Source organism: Actinoplanes sp. CA-051413, assembly GCF_050955795.1.
Classification (GTDB): domain Bacteria; phylum Actinomycetota; class Actinomycetes; order Mycobacteriales; family Micromonosporaceae; genus Actinoplanes.
Genome location: NZ_CP192100.1, coordinates 6,380,961 through 6,405,623 on the forward strand (window position 1 = coordinate 6,380,961; position 24,663 = coordinate 6,405,623).

The 24,663-nt window shown below is 73.1% G+C and carries 24 protein-coding genes; 17 read left to right on the forward strand and 7 right to left on the reverse strand.

All coding sequences use genetic code 11. The annotated features are described in order from the left end of the window. Window positions 1-65: 65 nt before the first annotated feature. Window positions 66-500 carry a MarR family winged helix-turn-helix transcriptional regulator gene (locus tag ACQP2Y_RS30035; protein WP_433718492.1) on the reverse strand — a complete coding sequence of 145 codons (435 nt, stop codon included), beginning with the start codon at window positions 498-500 and terminating at the stop codon, window positions 66-68. Window positions 501-576: 76 nt separating this feature from the next. Here ACQP2Y_RS30035 and ACQP2Y_RS30040 point away from each other — a divergent pair, with 76 nt between their 5' ends. The 3 genes from ACQP2Y_RS30040 to ACQP2Y_RS30050 all read left to right on the forward strand — a co-directional run bounded on the left by ACQP2Y_RS30040 (window position 577) and on the right by ACQP2Y_RS30050 (window position 2,597). Continuing rightward, complete coding sequence (locus ACQP2Y_RS30040; protein ID WP_433718493.1) at window positions 577-1,221, forward strand: maleylpyruvate isomerase family mycothiol-dependent enzyme; 645 nt, start codon at window positions 577-579, stop codon at window positions 1,219-1,221. 79 nt (window positions 1,222-1,300) lie between these two features. Beyond that, window positions 1,301-1,504, forward strand: coding sequence for a hypothetical protein (locus ACQP2Y_RS30045; RefSeq protein ID WP_360543819.1), 204 nt, complete (start codon window positions 1,301-1,303; stop codon window positions 1,502-1,504). Window positions 1,505-1,754: 250 nt separating this feature from the next. Then, window positions 1,755-2,597: a DUF1028 domain-containing protein gene (locus ACQP2Y_RS30050; protein WP_433718494.1), complete on the forward strand. Its 843-nt coding sequence runs from the start codon at window positions 1,755-1,757 to the stop codon at window positions 2,595-2,597. Window positions 2,598-2,605: 8 nt separating this feature from the next. Here ACQP2Y_RS30050 and ACQP2Y_RS30055 read toward each other — a convergent pair whose 3' ends face one another. Further along, window positions 2,606-3,193 (reverse strand): LuxR C-terminal-related transcriptional regulator, encoded by a 588-nt coding sequence (locus ACQP2Y_RS30055; RefSeq protein WP_433732118.1) that lies wholly within the window; start codon window positions 3,191-3,193, stop codon window positions 2,606-2,608. Between the two features lie 41 nt (window positions 3,194-3,234). Then, window positions 3,235-4,473: a sensor histidine kinase gene (locus tag ACQP2Y_RS30060; RefSeq protein ID WP_433718496.1), complete on the reverse strand. Its 1,239-nt coding sequence runs from the start codon at window positions 4,471-4,473 to the stop codon at window positions 3,235-3,237. Window positions 4,474-4,584: 111 nt separating this feature from the next. On the opposite strand from ACQP2Y_RS30060, the gene ACQP2Y_RS30065 reads away from it, so the two are divergent. The 11 genes from ACQP2Y_RS30065 (at window position 4,585) to ACQP2Y_RS30115 (ending at window position 18,620) form a co-directional block, all read left to right on the forward strand. Beyond that, window positions 4,585-5,331 (forward strand): ABC transporter ATP-binding protein, encoded by a 747-nt coding sequence (locus ACQP2Y_RS30065; RefSeq protein ID WP_433718497.1) that lies wholly within the window; start codon window positions 4,585-4,587, stop codon window positions 5,329-5,331. After that, entirely contained in the window at window positions 5,328-7,640 is a 2,313-nt protein-coding gene (locus ACQP2Y_RS30070) for an FtsX-like permease family protein (protein ID WP_433718499.1), read from the forward strand. Before ACQP2Y_RS30065 ends, ACQP2Y_RS30070 begins: the two co-directional genes overlap by 4 nt. A gap of 90 nt (window positions 7,641-7,730) precedes the next feature. Next, on the forward strand, window positions 7,731-9,278 hold the full coding sequence (locus ACQP2Y_RS30075) for a long-chain-fatty-acid--CoA ligase (RefSeq protein ID WP_360825412.1): 1,548 nt from the start codon (window positions 7,731-7,733) through the stop codon (window positions 9,276-9,278). Window positions 9,279-9,448: 170 nt separating this feature from the next. Next, a complete protein-coding gene (locus ACQP2Y_RS30080; protein WP_433718500.1) occupies window positions 9,449-10,771 on the forward strand; it encodes a hypothetical protein in 1,323 nt (440 codons plus the stop codon). Further along, window positions 10,771-11,727 carry a glutamate ABC transporter substrate-binding protein gene (locus tag ACQP2Y_RS30085; protein ID WP_433718501.1) on the forward strand — a complete coding sequence of 319 codons (957 nt, stop codon included), beginning with the start codon at window positions 10,771-10,773 and terminating at the stop codon, window positions 11,725-11,727. Before ACQP2Y_RS30080 ends, ACQP2Y_RS30085 begins: the two co-directional genes overlap by 1 nt. A 6-nt stretch (window positions 11,728-11,733) precedes the next feature. After that, the gene (locus ACQP2Y_RS30090; protein WP_433718503.1) at window positions 11,734-12,933 is read left to right on the forward strand and encodes a hypothetical protein; all 1,200 of its coding nucleotides are present in this window, start codon (window positions 11,734-11,736) and stop codon (window positions 12,931-12,933) included. Next, on the forward strand, window positions 12,930-15,149 hold the full coding sequence (locus tag ACQP2Y_RS30095) for a tetratricopeptide repeat protein (RefSeq protein ID WP_433718504.1): 2,220 nt from the start codon (window positions 12,930-12,932) through the stop codon (window positions 15,147-15,149). Before ACQP2Y_RS30090 ends, ACQP2Y_RS30095 begins: the two co-directional genes overlap by 4 nt. Window positions 15,150-15,201: 52 nt before the next feature. After that, window positions 15,202-16,176: a PP2C family serine/threonine-protein phosphatase gene (locus tag ACQP2Y_RS30100; protein ID WP_433718506.1), complete on the forward strand. Its 975-nt coding sequence runs from the start codon at window positions 15,202-15,204 to the stop codon at window positions 16,174-16,176. Between the two features lie 10 nt (window positions 16,177-16,186). Next, window positions 16,187-17,452, forward strand: coding sequence for a VWA domain-containing protein (locus tag ACQP2Y_RS30105; RefSeq protein WP_433718508.1), 1,266 nt, complete (start codon window positions 16,187-16,189; stop codon window positions 17,450-17,452). Continuing rightward, window positions 17,449-18,096, forward strand: coding sequence for an FHA domain-containing protein (locus ACQP2Y_RS30110; protein WP_433718510.1), 648 nt, complete (start codon window positions 17,449-17,451; stop codon window positions 18,094-18,096). The genes ACQP2Y_RS30105 and ACQP2Y_RS30110 overlap by 4 nt, the downstream gene beginning before the upstream one ends. Window positions 18,097-18,167: 71 nt before the next feature. After that, a complete protein-coding gene (locus ACQP2Y_RS30115; protein ID WP_433718512.1) occupies window positions 18,168-18,620 on the forward strand; it encodes a DUF1707 domain-containing protein in 453 nt (150 codons plus the stop codon). 6 nt (window positions 18,621-18,626) lie between these two features. Here ACQP2Y_RS30115 and ACQP2Y_RS30120 read toward each other — a convergent pair whose 3' ends face one another. Both ACQP2Y_RS30120 and ACQP2Y_RS30125 read right to left on the reverse strand, forming a co-directional pair. Then, window positions 18,627-19,418, reverse strand: a complete 792-nt coding sequence (locus ACQP2Y_RS30120; RefSeq protein ID WP_433718515.1) for an inositol monophosphatase family protein — start codon at window positions 19,416-19,418, stop codon at window positions 18,627-18,629. Beyond that, window positions 19,399-20,316, reverse strand: a complete 918-nt coding sequence (locus ACQP2Y_RS30125; protein WP_433718517.1) for an RNA polymerase subunit sigma-70 — start codon at window positions 20,314-20,316, stop codon at window positions 19,399-19,401. Before ACQP2Y_RS30125 ends, ACQP2Y_RS30120 begins: the two co-directional genes overlap by 20 nt. A gap of 35 nt (window positions 20,317-20,351) precedes the next feature. On the opposite strand from ACQP2Y_RS30125, the gene ACQP2Y_RS30130 reads away from it, so the two are divergent. Together ACQP2Y_RS30130 and ACQP2Y_RS30135 are read left to right on the forward strand one after the other, a co-directional pair. Continuing rightward, window positions 20,352-20,732, forward strand: a complete 381-nt coding sequence (locus tag ACQP2Y_RS30130) for a VOC family protein (RefSeq protein ID WP_433718518.1) — start codon at window positions 20,352-20,354, stop codon at window positions 20,730-20,732. Between the two features lie 188 nt (window positions 20,733-20,920). After that, window positions 20,921-22,249: a pectate lyase family protein gene (locus tag ACQP2Y_RS30135; protein WP_433718519.1), complete on the forward strand. Its 1,329-nt coding sequence runs from the start codon at window positions 20,921-20,923 to the stop codon at window positions 22,247-22,249. Between the two features lie 47 nt (window positions 22,250-22,296). Here ACQP2Y_RS30135 and ACQP2Y_RS30140 read toward each other — a convergent pair whose 3' ends face one another. Then, entirely contained in the window at window positions 22,297-23,115 is an 819-nt protein-coding gene (locus ACQP2Y_RS30140; RefSeq protein ID WP_433718521.1) for a phytanoyl-CoA dioxygenase family protein, read from the reverse strand. Between the two features lie 74 nt (window positions 23,116-23,189). Here ACQP2Y_RS30140 and ACQP2Y_RS30145 point away from each other — a divergent pair, with 74 nt between their 5' ends. Then, on the forward strand, window positions 23,190-24,212 hold the full coding sequence (locus tag ACQP2Y_RS30145) for a LacI family DNA-binding transcriptional regulator (RefSeq protein ID WP_433718522.1): 1,023 nt from the start codon (window positions 23,190-23,192) through the stop codon (window positions 24,210-24,212). Here the strand turns inward: ACQP2Y_RS30145 and ACQP2Y_RS30150 are convergent. Continuing rightward, a complete protein-coding gene (locus ACQP2Y_RS30150; RefSeq protein WP_433732120.1) occupies window positions 24,195-24,659 on the reverse strand; it encodes a YfbM family protein in 465 nt (154 codons plus the stop codon). The two genes, ACQP2Y_RS30145 and ACQP2Y_RS30150, sit on opposite strands and share 18 nt — an antisense overlap. Between the last annotated feature and the right edge of the window lie 4 nt (window positions 24,660-24,663).

Below are 24,663 nucleotides of genomic sequence, written 5' to 3' on the forward strand. Positions count from 1 at the left end.
GTGGCCCCGGGCCGGGCGGGAAAGCGGGGTGGGCCGCTCCCCGCCCGGCCCGGGGCCACCGGCCGTCACCGGTACGGATCGGTGATCTCCCGCAGCTCGGTCAGCGCCCGCCGTAGCTGGGCCGTGCCGCGCTTGCCCAGATGCCGGCTCCACGTGGCCTCGATCCGCACCTCGGCCTCCCGCGCGACCGCGACCGCGGCCTTGCCCCGCGGGGCGAAACGCACCAGCCGGGCGCGCGCGTCGGACGGGTCCGGCACCCGTTCCACGTAGCCCGAGCGCTCCAGCTGGTCGACCAGGAAACCGGCGGTCTGCTTGGTCACCCCGGCCTGCTCGGCCAGCTCGGTCACCCGGCTCCCGGCCGGCCCGATCCGGGCGGCGATCCGGCCCTGAGCAGCGGTGAGGTCGCCGTATCCGGCCGCCTCCAGCGCCTCGAGCACCCCGCTCTCCATCGCCCGGTACGCGATGTAGCAGAGCAGGCCGAGATTCAACTCGTCACTCATACGGCCCCTTGACTTGGACAGATTCCCTGACGACTATTGGTCAGAGAAGCTTACCAAATCAGGTGGGAGGGCCGGCATGGACCGCGACGAGGTGTGGCAGGCCATCGACGCCGAACGGCTGAGCCTGGCGGAGCTGCTCGACGATCTGGACCCGCAGGAGTGGGAGACGCCGTCGCTCTGTGCGGAGTGGCGCGTCCGAGATGTCGCCGCCCACCTGACGCTGTCCCAGACCGGCGTGCTGCCCGCGCTGGTGGCCGTGGTGCGGGCCCACGGCAGCCTCAACCGGATGATCCGGGACACCGCGTGCCACCAGGCCCGGCGGCCCACCGCGGAGTATGCCCCGCTGCTGCGCGCGATGGCCGGGTCGCGGCGTACCGCACCGGGGGTCACCCACCTGGAGCCGCTCATCGATGTCCTGGTGCACGGCCAGGACATCACCGTCCCGCTCGGCCGGCAGCGCGCGATGCCCGCGCAGGCATCGGCCGCCGCCGCGGCCCGGGTGTGGCCGAATCTGTGGCCGTTCCGGGCCGAGCGGCGGCTGCGCGGCTTCACCTTCGCCGCCACCGACGACGACTGGACGGCGGGCGCCGGACCGCGCGTCGAGGGCCCGATCGGGGCGATCCTGCTGCTGCTCACCGGCCGGCCGGCGGCCCTGTCCCGGCTCTCCGGTCCCGGCGTGGAGGCGTTGGCGACGCGGTTGTCATCCTCCCGGACGAAGTAACCGGTGGCCGGGGCACGTGTGGCGATCGTCGCTACGGGTAATCAGGAGGCGTACCCCCACCGGCGACGAGGAGACTCCGATGTTCTTCAACCTGATCAGGCGCTACGTGATCATGGCGATCGCCATTCCGCTGGCCGCGGCCGGCGCGCGCAAGCTCAGCGACGCCGTGGAGGCCAAGCGCGGACCCAGCCGCGGCACCAAGCTGCTGCGCCAGGGCGCGGACACCCTGCAGGGCCGCTTCGGCCGGCAGAAGAAGCGCTCCCGCTTCGCCTTCGGCCGCTGACAAAACGACGGGCGGGCGAAACTACGGGCGGGTCGGGAACCGGCAAGCACCGTCCCCGCCCGTAGCTCGAGGTCCGCACTGCGGGCTGCGCCGTTCCCGGCGCGGCCCGCGGACGGCGGACCATGGTCGGCCCCACCGAGGGCAGCGGCGGGCACGACAGTGATCTGACCAGCGGACGCCGCCGGCGAAGTCGCGCGGCACCCGGGCACAGTGTTCTCCTGTCTTGTTACGACTCGGATAACGTGCGCTCATGACCTTCTCTGTCGTGGCGCGCGCAGCCGACGGTGGCGCGCTCGGGGTGGCTGTGGCCAGCAAGTTCCTGGGCGCCGGCGCGGCCGTGCCCGCCGCCCTCGCGGACGTGGGTGCGGTGGCGACCCAGTCGTACGCCAACCTCGCGTACCGGCCGCAGGCCCTGGCCCTGCTGGCCACCGGCGTGCCCGCCGCCGAGACGGTCGCCGGCCTGATCGCCGCGGACGCCGGCCCGGTGGACCACCGCCAGGTCGGCGTGGTCGGCACGCAGGGCCCCGGCGCCACGTTCACCGGCTCGGCCTGCCACGACTGGGCCGGCGGCGTGGCCGGGGACGGCTTCGCCATCCAGGGCAACATGCTGGCCGGGCCCCAGGTGGTCGACCAGATGCGCAAAGCTTGGCTGGCCGGCACGGAACAAACCCGCTTGGCGTACCGCCTGCTCGACGCCCTGCGCGCCGGCGACGAGGCCGGCGGCGACCGCCGCGGCCGGCAGAGCGCGGCGCTGCTGGTGGTGGCCAAGGGCCAGGGGTACGGCGGCACCAGCGACGTCGTGGTGGATCTGCGCGTGGACGACCACCCGGACCCGGTCGCCGAGCTGACCCGGCTGCTCGAACTGCACACGCTCTACTTCGAACGCCCGGACCCGGCAACCCTGCTGACTCTCGACGGCGACGTGGGCGCCGAGGTGCGCGAGCGGCTCGCCGCCCTGGGCCACCCCGCGGGCCCGGCAGCGGTCGACCTCGACGAGGCGCTCGCGTCCTGGGCCGGCATAGCCAACCTGGAAGAACGCATCGTCGCCGGAAGGATCGACCCCCTGGTCCTGGATCAGCTCCGCAACGCCTGAGGAACGGATCAGCCGCGCAGGAAGGCCAGCACCGCCCGGACGCGGCGGTGGTCGTCGACGTCCGGGGGCAGGTCCAGCTTGGCCAGCAGGCTGCCGATGTGTTTGGCCACCGCCGCCTCGCTGACCACCAGCGTGCGGGCGATCGCGGTGTTCGAGCGGCCCTCGGCCATCAGCGCCAGCACCTCGCGTTCGCGGGGCGTGAGGCGGGCCAGCGGGTCGCGGCGCCGGCCCAGGAGCTGCCGGACCACTTCCGGGTCGACGACCGTACGGCCGGCGGCCACCCGGACCAGCGCGTCGACGAACTCGGCCACGTCGCCGATGCGGTCCTTGAGCAGGTAGCCGACGCCTGCGGTGTGGCCGGAGTCGAGCAGTTCGGCGGCGTACGTCTGTTCCACGTACTGGCTCAGCACCAGGACCGGCAGGTCCGGGTCGGCGGCCCGCAGCGCGATCGCCGCCTGCAGGCCCTCGTCGCTGAAGCCCGGTGGCATCCGCACGTCGGTGACCACCACGTCGGGCCGGTGCTCGGCGACGGCCGCGAGCAGGGCCGGCGCGTCGGCGACGGCCGCGACCACCTCGTGGCCGAAATGGCGCAGCATGCCGGCGATGCCCTCGCGGACGATGACGCCGTCCTCGGCGATCACGACCCGCACGGGATCTCCACGTGCAGCAGGGTCGGGCCGCCGGGCGGGCTGGACAGCGCCACCGTGCCGTCGACCGCGGCGACCCGGTCGGCCAGTCCGGTCAGGCCGGTGCCGCGGCCGGGGTCGGCGCCGCCGCGGCCGTCGTCGCGGATGTCGAGGTGCAGCCGCCCGCCGCGGATCCCGGCGGACACGGCGGCCCGGGTCGCCTCGCTGTGTTTGGCCACGTTGGCCAGGGCCTCCACCACCACGAAGTACGCCGCCACCTCGACCGCGTCCGGCAGCCGGGCGCCGAGCCGCAGGTCCAGGTCGACCGGCACCGGGGCGTGCCCGGCCGCGTCGCCGACGGCGGCGGCGAGGCCCCGGTCGGTGAGGATCTTCGGGTGCACGCCGCGGATCAGTTCGCGCAGCTCGGCGAGGGCTTCCTTGGCCAGTTGCTGCGCCGCGGTCACCTGCACCGCGGCCGGGGATCCGGCGGCCAGCTCCAGGCGGGCCAGGCCGAGCTGCATGCTGAGCGCGACCAGCCGCTGCTGGGCGCCGTCGTGCAGGTCGCGTTCGATGCGCCGGCGTTCGACGTCGAACGCGTCGACCAGCCGGGCCCGGGACCGGGTGAGCTCGACCAGTTTGGCGTCGCTGTCGTCGCTGCGCGGGGCCAGCAGCGCCCGGGCCATCGCCGCCCGGGCTCCGGCCCACGCGGTCACCGGGTAGGCCGCGACGGCGAGGATGGCCGGGGTCGACAGGGCGAGCGGCACGGTGAGCCAGAGCGAGTCCTCGCGGTTGTAGAACGGGCCGAACAGCACGGTCGTGGGCGCGAAGACGGCCGCGGCCACGACCACCGCGTCCATCCAGCACAGCACCAGCGCGGAGATCATCGTGTAGCCGAGCTCGCGCCAGGTGGCCTGCTCGCGCAAGCGGCACATGAGCCAGGGGCGCAGCCCGGGGGCGGCGGGCGCGCGGTGCGGGTCCGGCAGTTCCTCGCGGTCGACCAGGCGCATCCGCCACCGCTCCAGGCGGCCGACGGCGACCCCGGACAGGACGGTGGCCAGATACCCGGCGATCCCGATCACCACGACCGACAGCACCACGCCCGCGGCCAGCAGCAGCACGGTGGCCACGATCGTGGCGAAGCCGATCATCGCGCCGCCGGTGAGGTAGGCCAGCGAGCGCCACGGCCACGACGAGGTCAGGAAGTGGGTGGGCCGCAGGGTGAGCGCGTCGAGCGCGTTGCGGACCGGCATGGGCAGTCACGCTACCGGCGGACCGCACCCCGCTCGGTAGTGCTGGGTATACCTTCGATCCTCGCCCGCGGGGGAATGTGCCGGGCCCGGCGGGCCGGAAGGCTTTCGGCCATGACCATCACGACCATCGGCACGGCGGTGCGGCTGCGGGCCGTCTCCAGGATCTACGGTACGGGCGAGAGCGCGGTGACCGCCCTCGACGAGGTCGACGTGGACATCGCCCCGGCCACGTTCACCGCGGTGATGGGCCCGTCCGGGTCCGGCAAGTCCACCCTGCTGCACTGCGCCGCGGGCCTCGACCGGCCGACCAGCGGCGAGGTGACCATCGACGGGGTGAGCCTGACCGGGCTCTCCGAGCGGGCGCTGACCAAGGTGCGCCGCGCCCGGGTCGGTTTCGTCTTCCAGGCGTTCAACCTGATCCCGGCGCTGAGCGCGGAGCAGAACGTGGCGTTGCCGCTGCGGCTCGCGGGACGGCGGCCGGCGCCGGGCGAGGTCCGGGCGATGCTGGCCGAGGTGGGCCTGGCCGACCGGGCCCGGCACCGCCCGAGTGAGCTCTCCGGCGGCCAGCAGCAGCGGGTGGCGATCGCCCGGGCGCTGGTGACCCGGCCGGCGGTGCTGTTCGCCGACGAGCCCACCGGCGCGCTGGACACCACGGCGTCGCGGGAGGTGCTGCGGCTGTTGCGTACGGCGGTGGACCGGCACGCGCAGACCGTGGTGATGGTGACGCACGACCCGTACGCGGCCGCGCACGCCGACCGGGTGCTGCTGCTGGCCGACGGCCGGGTGGCGGACGTACTCGAGCATCCGGCGGACGCCCCGGAGATCGCCGTGCGCATGGCCCGGCTGGAGGAGCGGTGAGGCTCGCCTGGGACATGGTCCGGCACCGGTTCGCCGCGTTCGCCGGCACCTTCGTCGCGATCACGCTCGGCGTGGGCGTCGTGGCCGGCGCGACCACTCTCTGGGCGTCGTCGCAGCCGCAGACCCCCGAGCGGTTGTCCGCGACGCCGGTGCTCGTGCACTCGCCGTCGGTCGGTGACAACGACGACGGCTTCCCGGAGTACCGCTCGTGGACCACCGCCGAGGCGGCCGGGCTGACCGGGCGGCTCGCCGCGGTGCCCGGGGTCACCGCGGCGCTCCCCGACCCGTCCTTCTACGTGCAGGGGGTCGTCGGCGGCCGGCCCACCGGAGATCCGCAGACCGCGCTCACCGAGGGGCACGCCTGGTCGTCGGCGGCGCTCGGCGGATACCGGCTCAGTGCCGGCGCGCCTCCGGAGCGGCCCGGGGAGGTCGCGTTGGCCGGACACGCGCCGGGTTCGCGGGTCGACGTCTTGACCGCGCACGGCCCGGCGACCTGGACGGTGACCGGCACGACCGACGGCCCGGGCTTCTACGTCGCGGACGCCACCGCCGCCTCCCTGTCCGCCGGGGTCCGGCTCATCGGGCTGACTGTCAGCGGTGACGCCGAGGCAGTCGCGGCGGCGGCTCGCTCGGCCGTGGGCGCGAGCGGCACGGTCCTGTCCGGCGCGGCCCGCGACACCCTGGAGCCGGAGTCCGTGACCCGGATCCGCTGGCTGGGCGCGCAACTGCTGATCGCCATGGTCTCGCTGGGCTCCTTCGTGGCGATCTTCGTGGTCGCGTCCACCTGCGCGCTGAGCGCGGCGCAACGGCGGCGCGAGATCGGCCTGCTGCGCGCGGTGGGTGCCACCCCGGGCCAGGTGATCCGGATGATGTACGCCGAGACGCTGGTCGTCGCCGTGCTGGGTGGCGCGGTGGGCGTACCGCTGGGGGCGCTGGCCGCTCCCCTGCTCGCGCCGCCGCTGGTGGCCGCCGGGCTCGAACCGGCGGGGTTTGCCGTGACCTGGCAGCCGGCGGCCCTGGCCGGCTCGTTCACGCTCGGCATCGTGGTCGCGCTGACCGGTGTCTGGACCGCGGCCCGGCGGTCCAGCCGGGTGCCCGCCCTGGACGCCCTGCGGGACGCGGCGATCGAGCACCGGGCGATGACCCGGCCCCGCTGGATCCTCGGCGCGCTGAGCGTGATCGCGGGCGCAGCCCTGTTGATCGCGCTGCCCACCCTCAGCACCGACGCGCAGTCCTCGGCCATGATGGGCGCCGCGATGCTGCTGCTCGTCGGGGCCGCGCTGCTCGCCCCGGTGGTCATCGCCCCGCTGGTGCGGCTGACGACCTGGCCGTGGCGGCGCGGCGCGACCGGGATGCTGGTCCGTGAAGGCACCCTCACCGGTGCCCGCCGGGTCGCCTCGACGGCGGCACCGGTACTGCTCACCATCGGCTTCGCGGTGCTGCTCACCGGCACCGTCTCGACGATCTCCCGATCCGCCGGGGCCGATGCGGCGGCCGACGTGCCCGCCGCGCTGGTGGCCGCCCCCGACGGCACGCCGGGGTTGTCCGACGCCGCCGTGGCCGGCCAGCCCGGCGATTCCTATCTGAGCAGCCACGTGCTGGTGACGGTCGACGGCAGGACGACGCGCTACGGCGTGGCCGGGACGGCCGGTCAGGAGGGTGTCGTGCTGTCGCGTGAACTCACGGACCTGCCGCGACGGCTGGACGTCCGGTTCCCGGACGGCACCACCGCGACGCTGCCGGTCACCGCCGTCCGCGACGACGCGCCGGAGGCGATGCTGCTCCCCCGCGACCTGGTCCGGCGCCATGACCCCGGCGCGCTGACCGAGGCCGTCCTGCTCGACGGACCGGCCGTGCCGGCGACCGGGCTGCGGGTGCTCACCGCCCGCGCGTACGTGCAGCTCGACATCGACGAGGAGGGCGAGATCGTGCAGATCTTCCTGGCCGTGCTGCTCGCGTTGGGTGTCGGCTACACAGGTCTCGCGGTGGCCAACACCCTGCTGATGGCGACGGCGGCACGCCGCGAGGAATTCCGGGCGCTGCGCCTGGCCGGCGGCGGTACGTCCGACGTGCTGCGGGTGACCTCCGGCGAGGCACTGCTCGCGGTGGTGACGGGGACGCTGCTGGGCGGCACGGTGGCAATGTTCTGCCTGCTGGCGGCCCGGCGCTCGATCGAGGAGGAGATCGGGCAGGCGATCGAGCTGGTGGTGCCGTGGGGCCAGAACGCCGGCGTGGCGCTGGTCTGCGCCCTCGTCGCCGTCCTGGCCGCCGGCGTGCCGGTGCTGCGGGCGAGAGCTGGGTCTATGTGAAACAAAATCGAAACGGAGGGTTCTTCGACTGCCGTCGCCGTGTTGGGATTGAGACCGTCGTCACAGCGGACCTGTCGAGGAGACCCACGCATGCTCAACCTCTCCGTTTTCCTGGAGGACAGCGCCCGTCACTATCCCGAGCGGGCTGCTGTCGTCCTCGGCGACCAGCGCCTGACGTACGCGCAGGTGAACGCGGCGGCCAACCAGGTCGCCAACCTGCTGCGCTCGCGGGGCATCGGCCCGGGGGACAAGGTGGCCCTGTCGTGTCCCAACCTGCCGTACTTCCCGGTGCTCTACTACGGCATCCTCAAGGCCGGTGCGGTCGTCGTGCCGCTGAACGTGCTGCTCAAGGGACGGGAGATCGCGTACCACCTGACCGACTCGCAGGCCAAGGCGTACTTCTGCTTCCAGGGGACGCCCGAGCTGCCGATGGGCGCCGAGGGCCACGCCGGCTTCGCCCAGGTGGACGCGTGTGAGCACTTCTTCCTCGTCACCGCCGACCCGGCCGCCGAGTCGCCGATCGAGGGCGCCGAGACGCTGGGCCGGGCGCTGGCCGGGCAGTCGCCGGTCTTCGAGACTGTGCTGGCCGCCGAGACCGATCCCGCGGTCATCCTCTACACCAGCGGCACGACCGGGCAGGCCAAGGGCGCCGAGCTGAGCCACTCCAACCTCATCCTCAACGCGCTCACCTGCAACCGGCTGTTCCAGTCCGCTCCCGCCACCGACACCCACCTGCTGGTGCTGCCGCTGTTCCACTCGTTCGGCTCCACGGTCAACATGAACGCGGGCTTCTCCAGCGCCTCCACGCTGGTGCTGCTGCCCCGCTTCGAGCCGGCCGCCGCGGTCAAGCTGCTGGAGAAGGAGAACGTCACCTTCTTCGCCGGCGTGCCGACGATGTACTGGGGACTGCTCAACGCGCTGACCGACGACGTCGACGTGGAGAAGATCGCCCGCACCATGCGGCGCACGGTCAGCGGCGGCTCCAGCCTGCCGCTGGAGATCATCAAGGAGGTCCGCAACCGGCTCGGCTGGACCATCCTGGAGGGCTACGGCCTGTCCGAGACCTCCCCGGTGGCGACGTTCAGCAACCCGGACAGCGAGCCGCGGCCGGGCTCGATCGGCGTGCCGATCTGGGGTGTCGAGGTCAAGCTGATCGACGAGTCGTGGAACACGATCGAGGGCAGCGAGGAGATCGGCGAGATCGCCATCCGCGGGCACTGCATCATGCGCGGCTACTACAACCGGCCCGACGCGACCGCCGAGGTGATGAACAACGGCTGGTTCCGCACCGGCGACCTGGGCAAGCGCGACAAGGACGGCTGGTACTACATCGTCGACCGGGCCAAGGACATGATCATCCGCGGTGGCTTCAACGTCTACCCGCGCGAGATCGAAGAGGTCCTGATGACCCACGAGGCGGTGTCGCTCGCCGCGGTCATCGGGGTGCCGCACGAGACCCACGGCGAGGAGGTGAAGGCGTACGTGATCCGCAAGGAGGGTGCGACCGTCACCGAGGAGGAGCTCATCGCCTGGGGCAAGGAGCAGATGGCGGGCTACAAGTACCCGAGAGTGGTCACCTTCGTGGACACGCTGCCGATGACCGCGACCGGCAAGCTGCTCAAGCGCGCCCTGACCTGAGCGCTCCTGACCTGACCTGACGTACGCCGAACGCGCACCCGGAGGGGGACACTCCGGGTGCGTTTTCGTGCGTAGACTCGGCCGGCCGGGACGCTCCGAAGATCATTTGCGCGCGTGCGGCACAGTGAGCGGGTGAGCGCCCGACCACGCACGGCACCGACGGAGGAAGCTTGAGCACAGCACAGCTCGACCGGCCCGCGCCGGTCGTGGCGAACCCCTCCGGTGGCGTCCTGCACCGCGTCGCCCGGCTCCGGCGGACCTCCCCCGGCCGGCTGCAGCTCATCCTCGCCGGGCTCGTGACCCTGGGCCTGCTGACCGGCCTCGTCGCCGGCCTCACCGCGTCGGCCGCCGCGACCGGCACCGCCGATCTCGGCAACCGGGCCCAGCCGCTGCTGGTCGAGGCCGAGACGATCTACTCCGCGCTGGCCGACGCCGACACCACCGCCGCGCAGGCGTTCCTGGCCGGCGGGCTGGAGCCGGTCGACCTCACCCTTCGCTACGAGAAAGACCTGGACCGGGCCACCACCGCGCTGACCTCGGCGGCCCGCCGTACCCCGGAGACCGGCCGCTCGGCCGACGCCATCCGGCAGCTGTCCACGGACGTCTCCCGCTATGCGGCTCTCGTGGCCAGCGCCCGGGCCAACAACCGCCAGGGCCTGCCGATCGGCGCGGCGTACCTGTCCTCGGCGTCCGCTCTGAGCCGCGATTCGCTGCAGCCGCAGGCGCAGGCGCTGTTCCAGGCCGCGCAGAGCGAGGTCGGCGACGGCTACGGCGACGCCCGCAGCTCCTGGTGGACCGCCCTGCTGGTCCTGCTGCTGCTGGCGCTGCTCACCGCGCTGGTGCTGGCCCAGCGCCACCTCAGCCGCCTGACCCACCGCACGTTCAACGTGCCCCTGCTGGTCGCCACCGCGGTCGCCCTCGTGCTGGCGGTCGGCGTGGGCGGGGTGCTCATCGCGCAACGCGCGCACCTGACCGAGGCCGACACCGAGGGCTCCTGGCCGGTCGCGCTGCTCGCCGAGACGCGGATCGCGGCCCTGCGCGAGCGCGGCGACGAGGCGCTGACCCTGGCCGCCCGGTCCGGCGAGGGCGCCCTCGAGACCGACTTCGACCAGACCACCGGCCGGCTCAACAAGCTGCTCACCGACGCCGCCGAGGTCATGCCCGACGGCTCCGCCGGTGCGGACGTGCGGTCCGCGGCCCAGGCCCACCGCGCCTACGTCAGCGCCCACGACAAGGTCCGCGAGCTCGACAACACAGGCGACTACGACGGCGCCGTGGCGCTGGCCATCGGCCCGCAGACCAGCCGGACCTTCACCGGCGTCACCGCCGTCATCGACCGGGCGCTGGAGAGCCGCAAGGACGTGTTCCGCGACGAGATCGGCGCGGCCGGCCGCGGGCTGGGCCTGCTCACCGTGCTCGGACCGCTGCTCGCCCTGCTGATCTGCGGCCTCGCCGTCGCCGGCATCCGCGCCCGACTCGAGGAGTACCGCTGATGCGCGTCCGTGTCACCCTCGTCGCCGTCGCCGCGCTGTCCGTGCTCGCCGCCGCGGGCTGCGCCGGCGACTCGTCCCCGCTGCCCGGGCGCCCGAGCGCGTCCGCCGCACCCGCGCCGACCGGCCCCGCCGCCGCCGTCGACAAGTCCTGCAAGCCGCGCGCGAGCCTCAAGCCCGCCGGCGCGCTGCCCGCCCCGGGCCAGATGCCGGCCGGCACCTACATGGCCCAGATCTACAAGCGCGGCCGGCTGGTGCTCGGCACCAGCCAGGACACCCTGCTGTTCAGCTCGCGCAACCCGTTCACCGGCAAGGTCGAGGGCTTCGACGTGGACATGGGCCGGCAGATCGCCCAGGCCATCTTCGGCGATCCGGACAAGATCCAGATCAAGGTCATCGCGTACGACAAGCGGGTCAGCTCCGCGGTGGACGGCTCGGTCGACATCGTCGCCGACACCATGACCGCCAACTGCGCCCGTTGGAAGGACGTCAACTTCTCCACCATCTACTACGACGCCGGGCAGAAGGTGCTGGTCTCGTCGGCCTCGAAGGCCAAGAGCATCAAGGATCTCCGCGGCCAGAAGGTGTGCGCGGCCAAGGGCTCCACGTCGTACGACAACATCGCCAAGGATCCCGCCAAGCCGATCGCGGTGGACCGCCCCGGCTTCGGTGACTGCCTGGTCGCCTTTCAGCAGAACGAGGTCGACGCGATCTCCACGGACGACACCATCCTGGTCGGGCTGGCCGCGCAGGACCCGTACGCCAAGGTCGTCGGCCCCGCGTTCACCGAGGAGCCGTACGGCATGGCGATGAGCAACGACCACCCGGAGTTCACCCGCTTTGTCAACGCGGTGCTGGCCAAGAACCGGGCCGACGGCACCTGGAAGGCCACCTACGAGCGGTGGCTCGGTGACTTCGGCGCCGCCCCGAAGCCACCGGTCGCCGAGTACCGGGACTGACCCGCCGTGACCGCACCCACCCAGGATCTGCTCGGCCGCGCCGACAGCGAGCTGCTGCGCCTGGAGGCGGCCGCGGCAGCCGTGGCGGCGAACCTGGTCGACCTCGACGACAACACGGCCCGCAAGGATCTCGACAAGGGACCGCTGACCGGCCGGACGGCCGCCGCCTGGGCCGACGCGACCGCCGCGCTGACCCAGCTGTGGGACGGTTACGGCATGCTGACCGCGTTCATCACCTCGGCCCGGTCGGCGCGCAACCAGCGGCGGTTCACCGACACCGAGAAGACCGCGTACGTGCACCAGGTCCTCGGCCGCTCGATCACCCTCTCCACCACGACGGTGCCGCTGGCCCAGCGCGGCCTGCTCGGGGCCGGCCAGGTCAGCACCACGTGCACCCCGGCCGAGCTGCTGGCCGCGATGGAGGCCGCCTTCAAGACCGCGGTCGACGTGGCCGTCCGCGCCGGCGACGTGTGGCACCGGCTGATGCCGGAGGCCGCCACGGTCGCCTCGTCGCTGGCCCACCTGCGCGGCCTGACCCGCTCGGCGACCCTGGACGAGGCCGACCGGCTGCTCGGCGACTTCACCTCCGCCCTCGCCTCGGACCCGCTGGGCTGCGACGAGCAGGCTCTCGCGACCGTCCGCTCGCTGCTGGACCGGGCCGACGCGGAACGCACCTCGGCCGGTGAGCTGCGCGAGGCGCTCACCCAGCGCCTGGCCGACGCGCATGCCCTGCTCGACCAGCTCGCCGAGGCGGCCCGGGCCGCGGCGGTGGCCGAGCAGAACGCCGCCGGCCGCTTCGCCGACAGCGCCATCGCCGTCGTGTCCGGGCCGGACCTGCGGCCGGATCTGGCGGCGCTGGACGCTCTTGCCGCCGCCGGGCACTGGGCGTTGCTCAGTCCGCGGCTGGCCGAGTGGAGCCGCCGGGCCCGGGAACGGACCGCCGCCCTGCGTGAGGCCGCTGCCCGCAACGCCGGGATGCTGGCGGCCCGCAACGAGTTGCGCGGGCGCCTGGACGCGTACCAGGCGAAGGCCGGCCGGCGCGGGCTGTCCGAGGACCCGGCGCTCGCGCCACTGGCCGAACAGGCCCGCGACGCGCTCTACACCGCGCCCTGCGATGTCGACGCCGCCCGGGCCGCGGTGAACGCGTACCAGGACGCGGTGGCCCGGCTCACCGCCACGACGACTGCGAGGGACGGCCTTCTGTGAAATGCCAGCGCGACTGTCCCGGCACCATCCAGGACGGCTACTGCGACACCTGCGGCATGGCCCCGCTCAAGGGCGGTGCCGCCCCGACACCAAGCAGCGCCGCCGCGCCACCGAAGCCACGCACGGCCACTGCGCCCTCGGTGCGGACGGCTGCGCTCTCCACGCGTACCGGTGGCTCGGCCCGCACCGGCAGCGCCCGCACCGGATCCCGGCGCCGGCGCTTCGGCGGCGGCCTGGTCGACGTGGCGCCGCTGCCCGAGCGTGATCCCGCCACGGCGATCATGGCCGTGGCCGAGGTGCCCGAGGACAAGCGGTACTGCGCCAAGTGCGGCAGTCCGGTCGGCCGGGCCCGCGGTGACCGCCCCGGGCGCACCGCCGGTTTCTGCCCCTCCTGCGGCGAGGCGTTCAACTTCACCCCCAAGCTCGGCAAGGGCGACCTGGTCGGCGGGCAGTACGAGGTGATCGGCGCGCTGGCCCACGGCGGGCTCGGCTGGATCTACCTGGCCAACGACAAGCGCGTCTCGAACCGCTGGGTGGTGCTCAAGGGCCTGCTCAACTCCGGTGACGAGGACGCGCTCGCGGCGGCGGTGGCCGAGCAGCGCTTCCTGGCCGAGGTCGAGCACCCGAACATCGTCAAGATCTACAACTTCGTGGAGCACGAGGGCGCCGGCTACATAGTCATGGAGTACGTCGGCGGGGAGTCGCTCAAGGGCATCCTCAAGGACCGCCGTACGGCCAGCAACAACCAGCCGGACCCGCTGCCGGTGGACCAGGCGCTGGCCTACGTCCTGGAGATCATGCCGGCGTTCGGCTACCTGCACGACCGCGGCCTGATCTTCTGCGATTTCAAGCCGGACAACGTCATCCAGACCGGCGACCAGGTCAAGCTCATCGACCTCGGCGGCGTCGTGCACATCGACGACCAGGACGCCGCGCTGTACGGCACGCTCGGCTACCAGGCGCCGGAGATGGCCACGGCCGGCCCGTCGATCCAGTCCGACCTCTACACCATCGGGCGCACCCTGGCCGTGCTCACCACCGACTTCCGCGGCTACCAGAGCACTTTCAAGGACAGCCTGCCCGACCGCGGCGAGTTCGAGGTCTACCAGCGCCACGAGTCCTTCTACCGGCTGCTGCAGCGGGCCACCCGCACCGACCCGGCCGAGCGGTTCGTCGACGCCGGCGAGATGACCGAGCAGATGCTGGGCGTGCTGCGCGAGGTGCTCGCCGCCGACGGCGACCCCCGCCCGGCCACCTCCCGGCTGTTCACCGGCGAGCTGCGCACCGACCCGCGCAGCGACGAGCCGCAATGGCGCTTCCTGCCGGCACCGATGATCGACCTGACCGACCCGGCCGCCGCCTTCCTCGCCTCGGTGACCGTCACCGAGCCGCAGGAGGTCCTCATGCTGCTCGGCAAGGCCCCGGAGAACACCCTCGAGGTGCAGCTGCGGGCCCTGCGCGCGCTGATCGACCTGGGTGCCGCGGGCAACGGTCGGGACGCCTTCGCCGACGCGGCCCGGATGCGCGACACGATCGCGGCGAACGCCGGCGGGGACTGGCGGGTCGCCTGGTACGACGGTGTCCTGGCGCTGGCCTCCGGCGACCTGCCCCGGGCCCAGGAGCAGTTCGACGCGGTCTATTCGGCGCTGCCCGGCGAGCTCGCGCCCAAGCTGGCCCTGGGCCTGACGCTGGAGCTGGCGGGGCGTCCGGCCGAAGCGGCGGCCTACTACGACGTGGTGAGCCGCACCGACCCGGCGTACACGACCGCGGCGGCGGGACTGGCCCGGTGCCGGCTCGCCACCGGGGACCGGGACGGGGCCGTGGAGGCGTACAACCGGGTGCCGGGGACCTCGGCGGCGTACCGCAGCTCCCAGGTCGGCGCCGTACGGGCCCTGGTCCGCTCGCACCCGGCGGCAGCGGCCGACGTGGCCGCCCTCGCGGCCGCGGCCGCCCTGATCGACCGGCTGGAGATGGAGGCCGCGCAGCTGGCCGCGCTCCGCGCCGAGCTGCTGGAACGGGCGCTGAGCACGCTGACCGGTGGCACCCCCGTGCCGGGCGCGGTGCTGGGCACGCCCGGCGCCACGCACGCCGGGGAGCGGGACGTACGCTTCGCGCTGGAGGGCGCGTACCGGGAGATGGCCCGGGCCGCCCACGGGCCGGAGAAGATCCGGCTGGTGGACCTGGCCAACGCGGCCCGGCCGAGGACCCGCACGTGAGGTGGGGCATGACCGACTGCACCGAACTCCCCCGGCCGCGGCAGGGCACCGCATGAGCTCCGCACCCGACTGCGCGTCCTGCGCCGACGAGCGGGCCGCCGGGGCCGCCTTCTGCGAGAGCTGCGGCAAGCCGCTGGCCACCGGCGCCGGCAAGGCGATCGGCAAGGACTGCCCGTCCTGCGGCGCGGCGGGCGCGGTCGGCGACGACGGCTACTGCGGCAACTGCGGGCTGCTCGCGGCCCGGCCCCGCGACCACGTCGAGGCCGACGCCGGCCCGGTCGCCGCCGCGGTCACCGACCGGGGTCTGCGGCACCACCGCAACGAGGACGCGATGTGGCTGGCCACCCGCGGCGCCGAGGTCGACGTGGTGGTCTGCGACGGGGTGTCCGCGTCGTTCGACCCGGACGTCGCCTCCGGGACCGCCGCCGAGGTGACCGGCAAGGCCCTGCTCACCGCCGGAGCCGAGCTGCCGGAGAGCATCGCCGAGGCGATCCTCGCCGCCGGGACCGCGGTCGCCGCGCTGGCGGCGACCGGCGACCCGCGCCGGACCACGTCCAACCCGGCCTGCACGATCGTCGCGGCCTGCGTGCGCGGCACCGAGATCGGGTACGGCTGGGTCGGCGACAGCCGCGGCTACTGGGTGCCCGTCGAGGGCGAAGCCGTGCAGCTCACCGAGGACGACTCGTGGGCCACCCACGCCATCTCGCTGGGCGTCGACCCGCAGTCCGCCTGGAACGATCCCAAGGCGCACGCCATCACCGCCTGGCTGGGCGCGGACGCGGGCACGATCCGCCCGCGCACCGGCGCCTTCTTCGCCGAGACCCCGGGCCACCTGGTGCTCTGCAGCGACGGCCTGTGGAACTACCTGACCGAGCCGGCCGCCTTCGCCGACACCGTCCGGGCCGCGCTGCGCGACTCGGCGGGTCTGCTGGAGGCCGGTCGCGCCCTCGTCGACTTCGCCAACGCGGCGGGCGGCTCAGACAACATCACCGTCGCCCTCGTCCCCCTCAACACCCTCGACAGCTAAGGGAGAGCCCGTGCCGTACACCGCCGAGGCGTTCCAGAACGAGTTCCTCGCCCTGGGCGCGACCGAAGTCAACGCGATCGTCACCGTCGCCTCGTCCGGCGCGGAGGGCGGACGGCGCACGGCCGGCGCCACCGAGATCATCATCGTCGACTGTTCCGGCTCGATGCAGGCCGAGGGCCGGATGGTCGCCGCCCGTCAGGCCGCCAAGGCCGCGGTCAACTGCATCGACGACGGCGTGCGCTTCGCCATCATCGCCGGCGTGAGCACCGCCCAGCAGCTCTTCCCGGCGCCGGGCCAGCTTGCGGTGTCCACCCCCGAGACCCGGGCCCAGGCGGTCGGCGCGATCGACCGGCTCCAGGCCAACGGCGGTACGGCCATGGGCGCCTGGCTCAAGCTGGCCGGCCAGCTGTTCGCCCAGCGCCCGGGCGACATCACCCACGCCATCCTGCTGACCGACGGCGAGAACGGCGAGTACAAGGGCTACCTCGAGGGTGTGCTGCAGGAGCTCGGCGGCACCTTCACCTGCGACTGCCGCGGCGTCGGCACCAACTGGACCGTCTCCGAGCTGCGCAAGATCGCCACCGCGATGCTCGGCACGGTCGACATCGTCGCCCGCCCGCAGGACCTGGCTGCCGCATTCGAGCAGATGATGACCGCGGCGATGGGCAAGACCAGCGCCGACGTGCAGCTCAAGGTCTGGACCCCGGTGAACGCGACGGTGCGTTTCGTCAAGCAGGTCGAGCCGCAGGTGGCCGACCTGACCGGCAAGCGGGTCGAGGACGGTCCCCGGGCCGGGCGCTATCCGCTGGGCGCGTGGGGCTCGGAGAGCCGCGACTACCACGTCTGCGTCGACGTGACCGCGGGCGCGGCCGGTGACGAGATGCTCGCGGCCCGGGTGTCCGTGGTGGAGGGCGAGACCGTGCTGGCGCAGACCCTGGTGCGGGCGGTCTGGACCGAGGACTCGGCGCTGTCCACCCGGATCAACCGTCAGGTGGCGCACTACACCGGGCAGGCCGAGCTGGCCGACGCGATCCAGGCCGGCATCGAGGCCCGCAAGGCCGGTGACGACCGGACGGCGACGCTGAAGTTCGGCCGGGCCGCGCAGCTCGCCCACGAGAGCGGCAACAAGGCGACCGAGGAGCTGCTGGCCACGGTCGTCGACATCGAGGACGCGGCGACCGGCACGGTCCGGCTGCGCCGCAAGGTCGAGGCGGCCGACGAGATGGCCCTGGACACCCGCTCGACCAAGACCGTGCGGGTGGGACGGTCGTCATGACGACGTACGCCTGTCCCAAAGGCCACGCGTCCACGACGGACGACTTCTGCGACACCTGCGGCGCGAAGATCGGTGGCACGGCGGCGTTCACGCCGGGCGTCGCCCCGGCCGCCCCGCCGGCCTTCCCGAGCGGGGAGCCCTGCCCGAACTGCGGCACGCCCCGGGCCGGGGCGGGCCGCTTCTGCGAGGACTGCGGCTTCGACCACAGCACCGGCAAGGTGCCCGCGCTGGTCCAGCCCCCGGTGACCGGGCAGCCGGCGGCACAGTGGACGGCGACCGTGTTCGCCGACCGGGAGTACTTCGCGGCCAACGCCATCGAGGGTGTCGACTTCCCGGAGCAGCCCACCGAGCGCACGGTGACGCTGCCCGCCCCGCAGGTGCGGATCGGCCGCAAGAGCACGTCGAAGGGCACCGACCCGGAGATCGACCTGGCCGACGCGGACCCGGGCGTCTCGCACAGCCATGCCCTGCTGACCCTCAGCGTGGACGGTGTCTGGCTGGTCTCCGACCTGGGCTCGACCAACGGCACCTACCTCAACGACGAGCCGAAGCCCCTGACGGCCGGCCAGACCCGCAGCGTCGGCGACGGCGACCGGGTCCACGTCGGCGCCTGGACGACCATCCTGCTGCACGCCCCGGCCTAGCCGACTCGTAGCGGGGTGACTGTGCGGGTTTCGCCGCGCGGGGCGCCCGGCGCGCGATACGTTCGCCACCGATGAAGGACGAGCGCATCGGCACCGTGCACCGCACCCAGGTGATCGACCAGCTGAGTCAGGCCCTCAGTGAGGGCCTGCTGACCACCGAGCAGTACGACGGCCGGGTGGTCGCGGTCAGCACGGCCACGTACGCCTCGGATCTCATGGCCCAGGTGCAGGATCTGCCGCCCCGGTTGCAGTGGGACCCGCGCAACGCCGCGCCGCCGACCCCGCCGAACCGCAACGCCGGGCGGACCGCCCTGATCCTGGGCGTCATCGGCGTACCGCTGTCGTTCTGCCTGCTGGGCTGGATCTTCGGCATCGCCGCCATCGTCATGAGCACCCGCGGGCGCGGCGCGCACGGCGTCGGGCCGGCGCTGATCGGCCGCGTCCTGGGCATCATCAGCGTGGTGCTGTCCATCGGTGCGGTCGCCGCGCTGGTCTTCGCCTTGAACTCCAGCACCTCCCCGTAGCGCCGGTCAGGCCGGCCAGAGCACCTCGGCCGCGGCCTGCCACAGGGAACGGTTCGCGGCGAAGAGGGACACACCGGCACGCGGGCCGCGGATGCCGTCCACCCCGCCGTAGCAGCCGCCCGCCTCGGTGACGATCAACGAGGTGGCGGCGAAGTCCCACACCTCGCCGCGGGTCTGCAGGGCCAGGTCGAGGGTGCCGCCGGCGACGAGCAGGGCGGCGTGCACAGCCCACTCCACGGCCGGCGTCACGGCGGTCAGCGGCGCCGAGATGGCCAGGTCGGAGGGGTAGAGGTTCGGCGCGACCGGGATGACACCGAGCCGGGCGGCGCTCAGCGTGGTGCGGCGGTCGGAGACGTGGATGCGCTTGTCCGCCGTACCGTCGAGGTTTGTCTCATAGGCGCCGCCGCCACGACGCGCCCACCAGACCCGGTCCTGCGCGGGGACCGCGGCCACCGCGGCGACGATCTCGCCGGCCTCCTCCAGGGCGACCAGCACCAGCCACCGGTCGTCGCCCGCGACGAACTGGGCCGTCCCGTCGATCGGGTCGATGATCCAGCGCCGGGCGCCCGCGCCGGTCTCGCCGCCCTCCTCCCCCAGGATGGCGTCGTGCGGCCGGGCCTCGGCCAGCACGGCGCGGATCGCGGCCTCGGTGGCCCGGTCCGCCTCGGTGACGACGCTGCCGTCGGCCTTGAGCTCGCGCGGCAGGCCGGCGAGCTCCGCGAAGTACTTCAGGGCGACTGTCGCGCCGGCGAGGGCGGCTGTCCGGGCCAATTCACAATCACTCTGCACGCGTCCCATCCTGCCCCCATCGCGCGGGCGGCTCGTCGAGGAACGTGGTGATCTCCGTTATCAGGCCGTCCCGGGTCTCGAAGAACATCAGGGCGAACGGCTCGTACGCCCCACCCGGCCCGGTCGGCCGCTGCTGCCAGTACGCGATCGTGCCGTTGGCCGCGACCGGCACCATCCGCGCGTCCCGGCACGATCCGTCGCCGCCCAGCAGCACCTGCCGGATCTGCTCGCGCCCGCGCAGCCACCACAGCAACGGCGGCATGGTCATCGTCGCGTCCTCGTGCAGCAACGCCACCATCGCCGCCACGTCGTAGCGCTCGAACGCCCGGCAGTACCGTTCCAGCAGCGCCGCGGCATCCGGCTCCAATGGCTGCACCGTCCCGGCGCGGCGCACGGTGGCCCGGGCCCGCTGCAGCGAGCTGGTCACCGACGGCACCGACGTGTCGAGCAGATCGGCCACCTCCCGGGCCGGCCAGCTCAGCACGTCACGCAGGATCAGCACGGCACGCTGCCGCGGCGAGAGCCGTTGCAGGGCGGCGATGAAAGCCAGGCGTACGGACTCCCGACGCACCGCATGCTCGGCCGGATCGTCGGGTAGCACCCGCTCGTCGGCGATCGGCCGCACCCACGCCTCCCGCGGCAACGAGGCGCCCGGCTCCGCGGCCGGGCCCAGGTCGACGGCGTGGGCTCGCCGCTGGGCGCTGCGCAGCATGTCGAGGCAGACGTTGGTGGCGATGCCGTACAGCCAGGTGCGCAGTGTGCCGCGGCCGGGGTCGAAACGGCCGGCATGCTGCCAGGCCCGCAGCAGCGTCTCCTGCACGGCGTCCTCGGCCTCCGCGGCCGCGCCGAGCATCCGGTACGCGTACCCGGTCAGCTCCACCCGGAACTGCTCCGCCTCGAGCTGCACGCCTGGCACGGTACCGCGTTGTTAGCCTGGGCCCCATGCATCGCAGCCGCCTCTACGGTCTGTTCGTCGACACCCCGACGCCGGAGGCGCCCGCAGCCGCGGCTTTCTGGTCGGCCGCCCTGGGCGTCCCGGCGGTGCCCGAGCCGCACGAGGAGCAGTTCATCATGCTGCGTCGGGCGTTGCCGGCGCTGACGATGGGCGTGCAGGCGGTCGACGATGCGCCGCGCTACCACGTGGACATCGAGACCGACGACCACGAGGCGGAGACGGCCCGGCTGACGGCGCTGGGGGCGGTGGAGATCAACCGCTGGCTGGACTGTCACATCATGCGGGCGCCCGGCGGGCATCTGCTCTGCGTCGTGCCGGTGCACAGCGACCCGGAGCTCTTCGCCGCACACGCCACCGTCTGGCCCTGACGCCTGCCGGCCCTTCCGCCTGCCGGGCCCCGCCACTCGGCGGAGATCGATCACTGCAAACTTCCTGCACGTTCGCGGGCATTGACTCGTCGAAACACGCGTGTAACCGTTGCTCGGGGTAAGCGCTTTCCCACCCTCACCTGCGCTTTCCTCCCCCCACCTCGAGCATCGATTACCTGGAGCGCACCATGCGCGGAAGATCCCTTGCCGCGGCCGCCCTGGTCACGGCCATCGGTTTCAGCCCGATCCTGCCCGCCGAAGCCGCCGACACCCCGTCCGGCGCGTCGGCCGCGGCGCTGCGGCTCGCCCGGCAACCCCTTGCCGCCGACGACGGCTGGGCCGCCGCCGGCAACGGCACCACCGGTGGTTCGGCCGCCGACGCCGCCCACACCTTCGTCGTGCACAACCGCGCCGAACTCATCGCGGCCCTGAGCGGCGAGGCCACCCCGCGGCTGGTCCTGGTCGACGGCCGGTTCAGCATGAGCGTCGACGCCGACAACAAGCCGCTGACCTGCACGGACTATGCCGACCCGGCGTACAGCCTGGAGGCTTTCCTGCAGGCGTACGACCCGGCGGTCTGGGGCCGGGCGACCAAGCCCACCGGTCCGCTGGAGGAGGCCCGGGTCCGCTCGGCCAAACGGCAGGGCGACCAGATCAAGATCATCGTGCCGTCCGACACGACCGTCATCGGCATCAACGGCGCCCGCATCGAGCACGGCAGCATGGTGCTGCAGAACGTGCACAACGTGATCGTGCGCAACATCGAGTTCACCGACGCCGCGGACTGCTTCCCGGCCTGGGACCCCACCGACGGCTCGACGGGCAACTGGAACTCGCTCTACGACCTGGTGTCGCTGACCGGCGCGACCAACGTGTGGCTGGACCACAACACCTTCAGCGACGGCAACAACCACGACGCCGCCCAGCCGCTGTACTTCGACCGGCCGTACCAGGTGCACGACGGGGCCAGCGACATCATCCGCGGCTCCGACCTGGTCACCGTCTCGTACAACAACTACTACGACCACGACAAGACGATGCTGATCGGCTCGACGGACACCCCCGGCGTGGACGTGGGCAAGCTGCGCGTCACGGTGCACCACAACCGCTTCGGCAACGTGGTCCAGCGCGCCCCGCGGGTCCGCTTCGGCCAGGTGGACATCTACAACAACCTGTACGTGGCCACGGCCGAGGACTACGGCTACTCGCTGGGCGTGGGCTTCGAGTCGAGCATCTACGCGGAGAACAACTACTTCCTGCGCAGTGCCGATGTCGGTGACGGCGACCTGCTCAAGTACTGGAAGGGCACCAAGATCACCGCGAAGGGCACGCTCGTCCAGGTGGGCAGCCAGGCGCCGCGAGCGGTGGACCTGGTGGCGGCGTACAACGCGGCCTACGACCCGGACTTCGCCGCGGACGCGGGCTGGGTGCCGACCCTGCGCACCCGCCTCGACCCGACTGTCCTCGTACCGGTGATCGTGAAGGCCGCCGCGGGCTCGCGCCGCCTCGGCATCTGAGAAACCGATGAGCTCGGCCGGGCCGCTGTGCCCGGCCGAGTCGTTTCTCAGGCCTCGCCCATGACGAGCCCTTCGATGGTGTGCTTCTGCGTGATCGGGGTGAGCGTCTCCACGACCGGGCAGTGCAGGTGAGCCTTGACCTGCTCCGGCAGAGCCTCCCAGTACGCGCGGGTGACGGCGGTGTCGTGCCGTTCACCGTTGCCGGCGTCCGGCGCGTCCACGCCCAGCACCAGCACCGGCCGTGCCAGGTCGGAGTAGTTGCGGGTGCCCCGGTGGATGGTCAGCGCCGAGCGGGCCGAGATGTCGCCGCGCTTCGGGTACTTGCGGACAGCCCGCTCCTCGTACCGGGGGTAGAAGGACTTCGGCGGGAACATGCCGTGGCCGAACTCCGGCTCGTCGTCGAACTGGGTGCCCGGGGCGATCTCGAACGGCCCCATCTCCTCGGTGGTGTCGACGCCGGTGAGGTTGAACGCCAGCGAGTTGAGCCGCCGTTCCTTGCGGGTGACCTCGGGCATCGGGAAGTCACGGTGCCACGGCTGGTTGACCGCGCCGGCCAGCGGGACGTCGAAGCCGAGCTCGACGATCTCGTACTCCGGGCCCAGCACCGCCTCGCACACCGCGGTGACCCACGGGTGGGTGACCAGGTCGACGAAGCCGCGCAGCTGCTCGGGGTGGATCTCGACGTAGTAGCGGTGCGGGCCGCGGCCGACCGCACCGTCGGGCCGGGACCGGGCCTCGGCGAAGGCCTTCTCGATGTCCTCCCGCATGGTGTCGGCCCAGGCGACGCTGAAGGCGCCCGGACAAGCGGTGATCCCCTGGTCGTAGATGGCGTCGCGAGCCCGCACGCCGGCGTCGGTGTCAGTCATGCCCCTCACTTTGCAACGTTGCATGCAACGTGGCAAGTGGTAGCCGGTAGGGTTTGCACCATGGGAGGTCGATCATGACGGCGAGCCTGCGGCAAGTGGCGGAACGCGCCGGGGTGTCGATCCGTACGGTGTCGAATGTGGTCAGCGGCTTCGCCCAGGTGGCCCCGGAGACCCGGGCCCGGGTGCAGCAGGCCATCGACGAGCTCCAGTACCGTCCCAACGCGGCCGCCCGGCACCTGCGCGGCGGCCGGTCCGGACTGGTGGCGCTGGCCATCCCGGAGATCGCCTCACCGTACTTCGGTGAACTGGCCGGTCTGCTCGTCCGCGAGGCCGAGCAACGTTCGTGGATGCTGCTGGTCCAGCAGACCGACGGCGACGCCGATCACGAGCGCCGGCTGCTCGACGGCGTACGCGGCCAGGTCATCGACGGTCTCGTGCTGAGCCCGTGGGCCCTGTCCCCCCAGGAGCTGCGCCGCGGCCCTGGTGGCGTACCGGTGGTGCTGCTCGGTGAGCAGGACGCGGACGGCCTGCTGGACCACGTCGCGGTCGACAGCGTGGCCGCGGCCCGCGAGATCACCCAGCACCTGATCACTATCGGTCGCACCCGTATCGCCGCCGTCGGTCTGCAGCCGCATCTGGAGAACGGCACGGCGGCCCGCCGTCTGGAGGGCTACCGGCAGGCGCTGGCCGAGGCGGGCCTGGCGGCCGATCCGGCGCTGGAGATCCCGGTGGACCGGCTGCACCGGGCCGACGGTGCGGCGGCGATGAGCCGGCTGCTCGACGCCGGGCCGCGGGCGGATGCGGTGTTCTGCTTCAGCGACCAGCTGGCGCTCGGCGCGATGCAGGTCGCGCTGGCGCGCGGCCTGCGGATCCCGCGGGATCTGGCGGTGGCGGGCTTCGACGACGTCGAGGACGGCCGGTACGCGACCCCGTCCCTGACCACGATCTCCCCGGACAAGGAAGCGATCGCCCGGGAGGCGCTGAACTGTCTCGCCGACCGCCTCGGCACCCGTCCCCCGGACCGCCCGGCCCGCCGCATCGTGGCCGCACACCACCTGGTGATCCGCGACAGCACCGGGTCAGGTGATGGCCAGTAGGACCGCCTGCTTCTCCTCCGCGGCGGCAAGATAGAACGCTTGCAAGCTCAGGAAGTTCGGCAGCAGGTAGTTCGCGAAGTCCTCGTCATCCCAGACCTGCGGGTAGATCCCCTCCGCGAGCAGGGCGGCCGGATCGAAGCGGGCCCGCAGCGAGTCAGCGGTCACCTCGCGCAGGGTGGCGGCGACCAGCTGGACCCGTTCCGCCGGTAGGAGGCGGGCCGGGCCGTAACCCAGGTCGTCACCGACCGGATCGCCGCCGAGCACCGCTTCCCCGGCGCCCGGGGAGGTCTCCCAGGAGCTGCCGGTCAGCAGGAAGTGGATGCCGTGCCAGGCCTTGTCGAGATCGAAGACGTCATCCTCGCGGTCGAGGAGGCCGGCGGTCAGCGAGGGATCGGCGGTCAGGTCCGCCACCTGCTCGGCCGTCAGGTGTCGTCCTGCAAAAATCATGCCC

What these genes read in the sequence shown, in the direction of transcription:
- ACQP2Y_RS30075 (WP_360825412.1), top strand. Translation starts at nt 7,731, where the DNA reads ATGCTCAACCTCTCCGTTTTCCTGGAGGACAGCGCCCGTCACTATCCC.
- ACQP2Y_RS30120 (WP_433718515.1), bottom strand. Translation starts at nt 19,418, where the DNA reads ATGGGACGCGTGCAGAGTGATTGTGAATTGGCCCGGACAGCCGCCCTC.
- ACQP2Y_RS30085 (WP_433718501.1), top strand. Translation starts at nt 10,771, where the DNA reads ATGCGCGTCCGTGTCACCCTCGTCGCCGTCGCCGCGCTGTCCGTGCTC.
- ACQP2Y_RS30140 (WP_433718521.1), bottom strand. Translation starts at nt 23,115, where the DNA reads ATGACTGACACCGACGCCGGCGTGCGGGCTCGCGACGCCATCTACGAC.
- ACQP2Y_RS30150 (WP_433732120.1), bottom strand. Translation starts at nt 24,659, where the DNA reads ATGATTTTTGCAGGACGACACCTGACGGCCGAGCAGGTGGCGGACCTG.
- ACQP2Y_RS30115 (WP_433718512.1), top strand. Translation starts at nt 18,168, where the DNA reads ATGAAGGACGAGCGCATCGGCACCGTGCACCGCACCCAGGTGATCGAC.
- ACQP2Y_RS30040 (WP_433718493.1), top strand. Translation starts at nt 577, where the DNA reads ATGGACCGCGACGAGGTGTGGCAGGCCATCGACGCCGAACGGCTGAGC.
- ACQP2Y_RS30065 (WP_433718497.1), top strand. Translation starts at nt 4,585, where the DNA reads ATGACCATCACGACCATCGGCACGGCGGTGCGGCTGCGGGCCGTCTCC.
- ACQP2Y_RS30035 (WP_433718492.1), bottom strand. Translation starts at nt 500, where the DNA reads ATGAGTGACGAGTTGAATCTCGGCCTGCTCTGCTACATCGCGTACCGG.
- ACQP2Y_RS30100 (WP_433718506.1), top strand. Translation starts at nt 15,202, where the DNA reads ATGAGCTCCGCACCCGACTGCGCGTCCTGCGCCGACGAGCGGGCCGCC.
- ACQP2Y_RS30045 (WP_360543819.1), top strand. Translation starts at nt 1,301, where the DNA reads ATGTTCTTCAACCTGATCAGGCGCTACGTGATCATGGCGATCGCCATT.
- ACQP2Y_RS30110 (WP_433718510.1), top strand. Translation starts at nt 17,449, where the DNA reads ATGACGACGTACGCCTGTCCCAAAGGCCACGCGTCCACGACGGACGAC.
- ACQP2Y_RS30130 (WP_433718518.1), top strand. Translation starts at nt 20,352, where the DNA reads ATGCATCGCAGCCGCCTCTACGGTCTGTTCGTCGACACCCCGACGCCG.
- ACQP2Y_RS30050 (WP_433718494.1), top strand. Translation starts at nt 1,755, where the DNA reads ATGACCTTCTCTGTCGTGGCGCGCGCAGCCGACGGTGGCGCGCTCGGG.
- ACQP2Y_RS30135 (WP_433718519.1), top strand. Translation starts at nt 20,921, where the DNA reads ATGCGCGGAAGATCCCTTGCCGCGGCCGCCCTGGTCACGGCCATCGGT.
- ACQP2Y_RS30055 (WP_433732118.1), bottom strand. Translation starts at nt 3,193, where the DNA reads ATGCTGCGCCATTTCGGCCACGAGGTGGTCGCGGCCGTCGCCGACGCG.
- ACQP2Y_RS30145 (WP_433718522.1), top strand. Translation starts at nt 23,190, where the DNA reads ATGACGGCGAGCCTGCGGCAAGTGGCGGAACGCGCCGGGGTGTCGATC.
- ACQP2Y_RS30060 (WP_433718496.1), bottom strand. Translation starts at nt 4,473, where the DNA reads ATGCCGGTCCGCAACGCGCTCGACGCGCTCACCCTGCGGCCCACCCAC.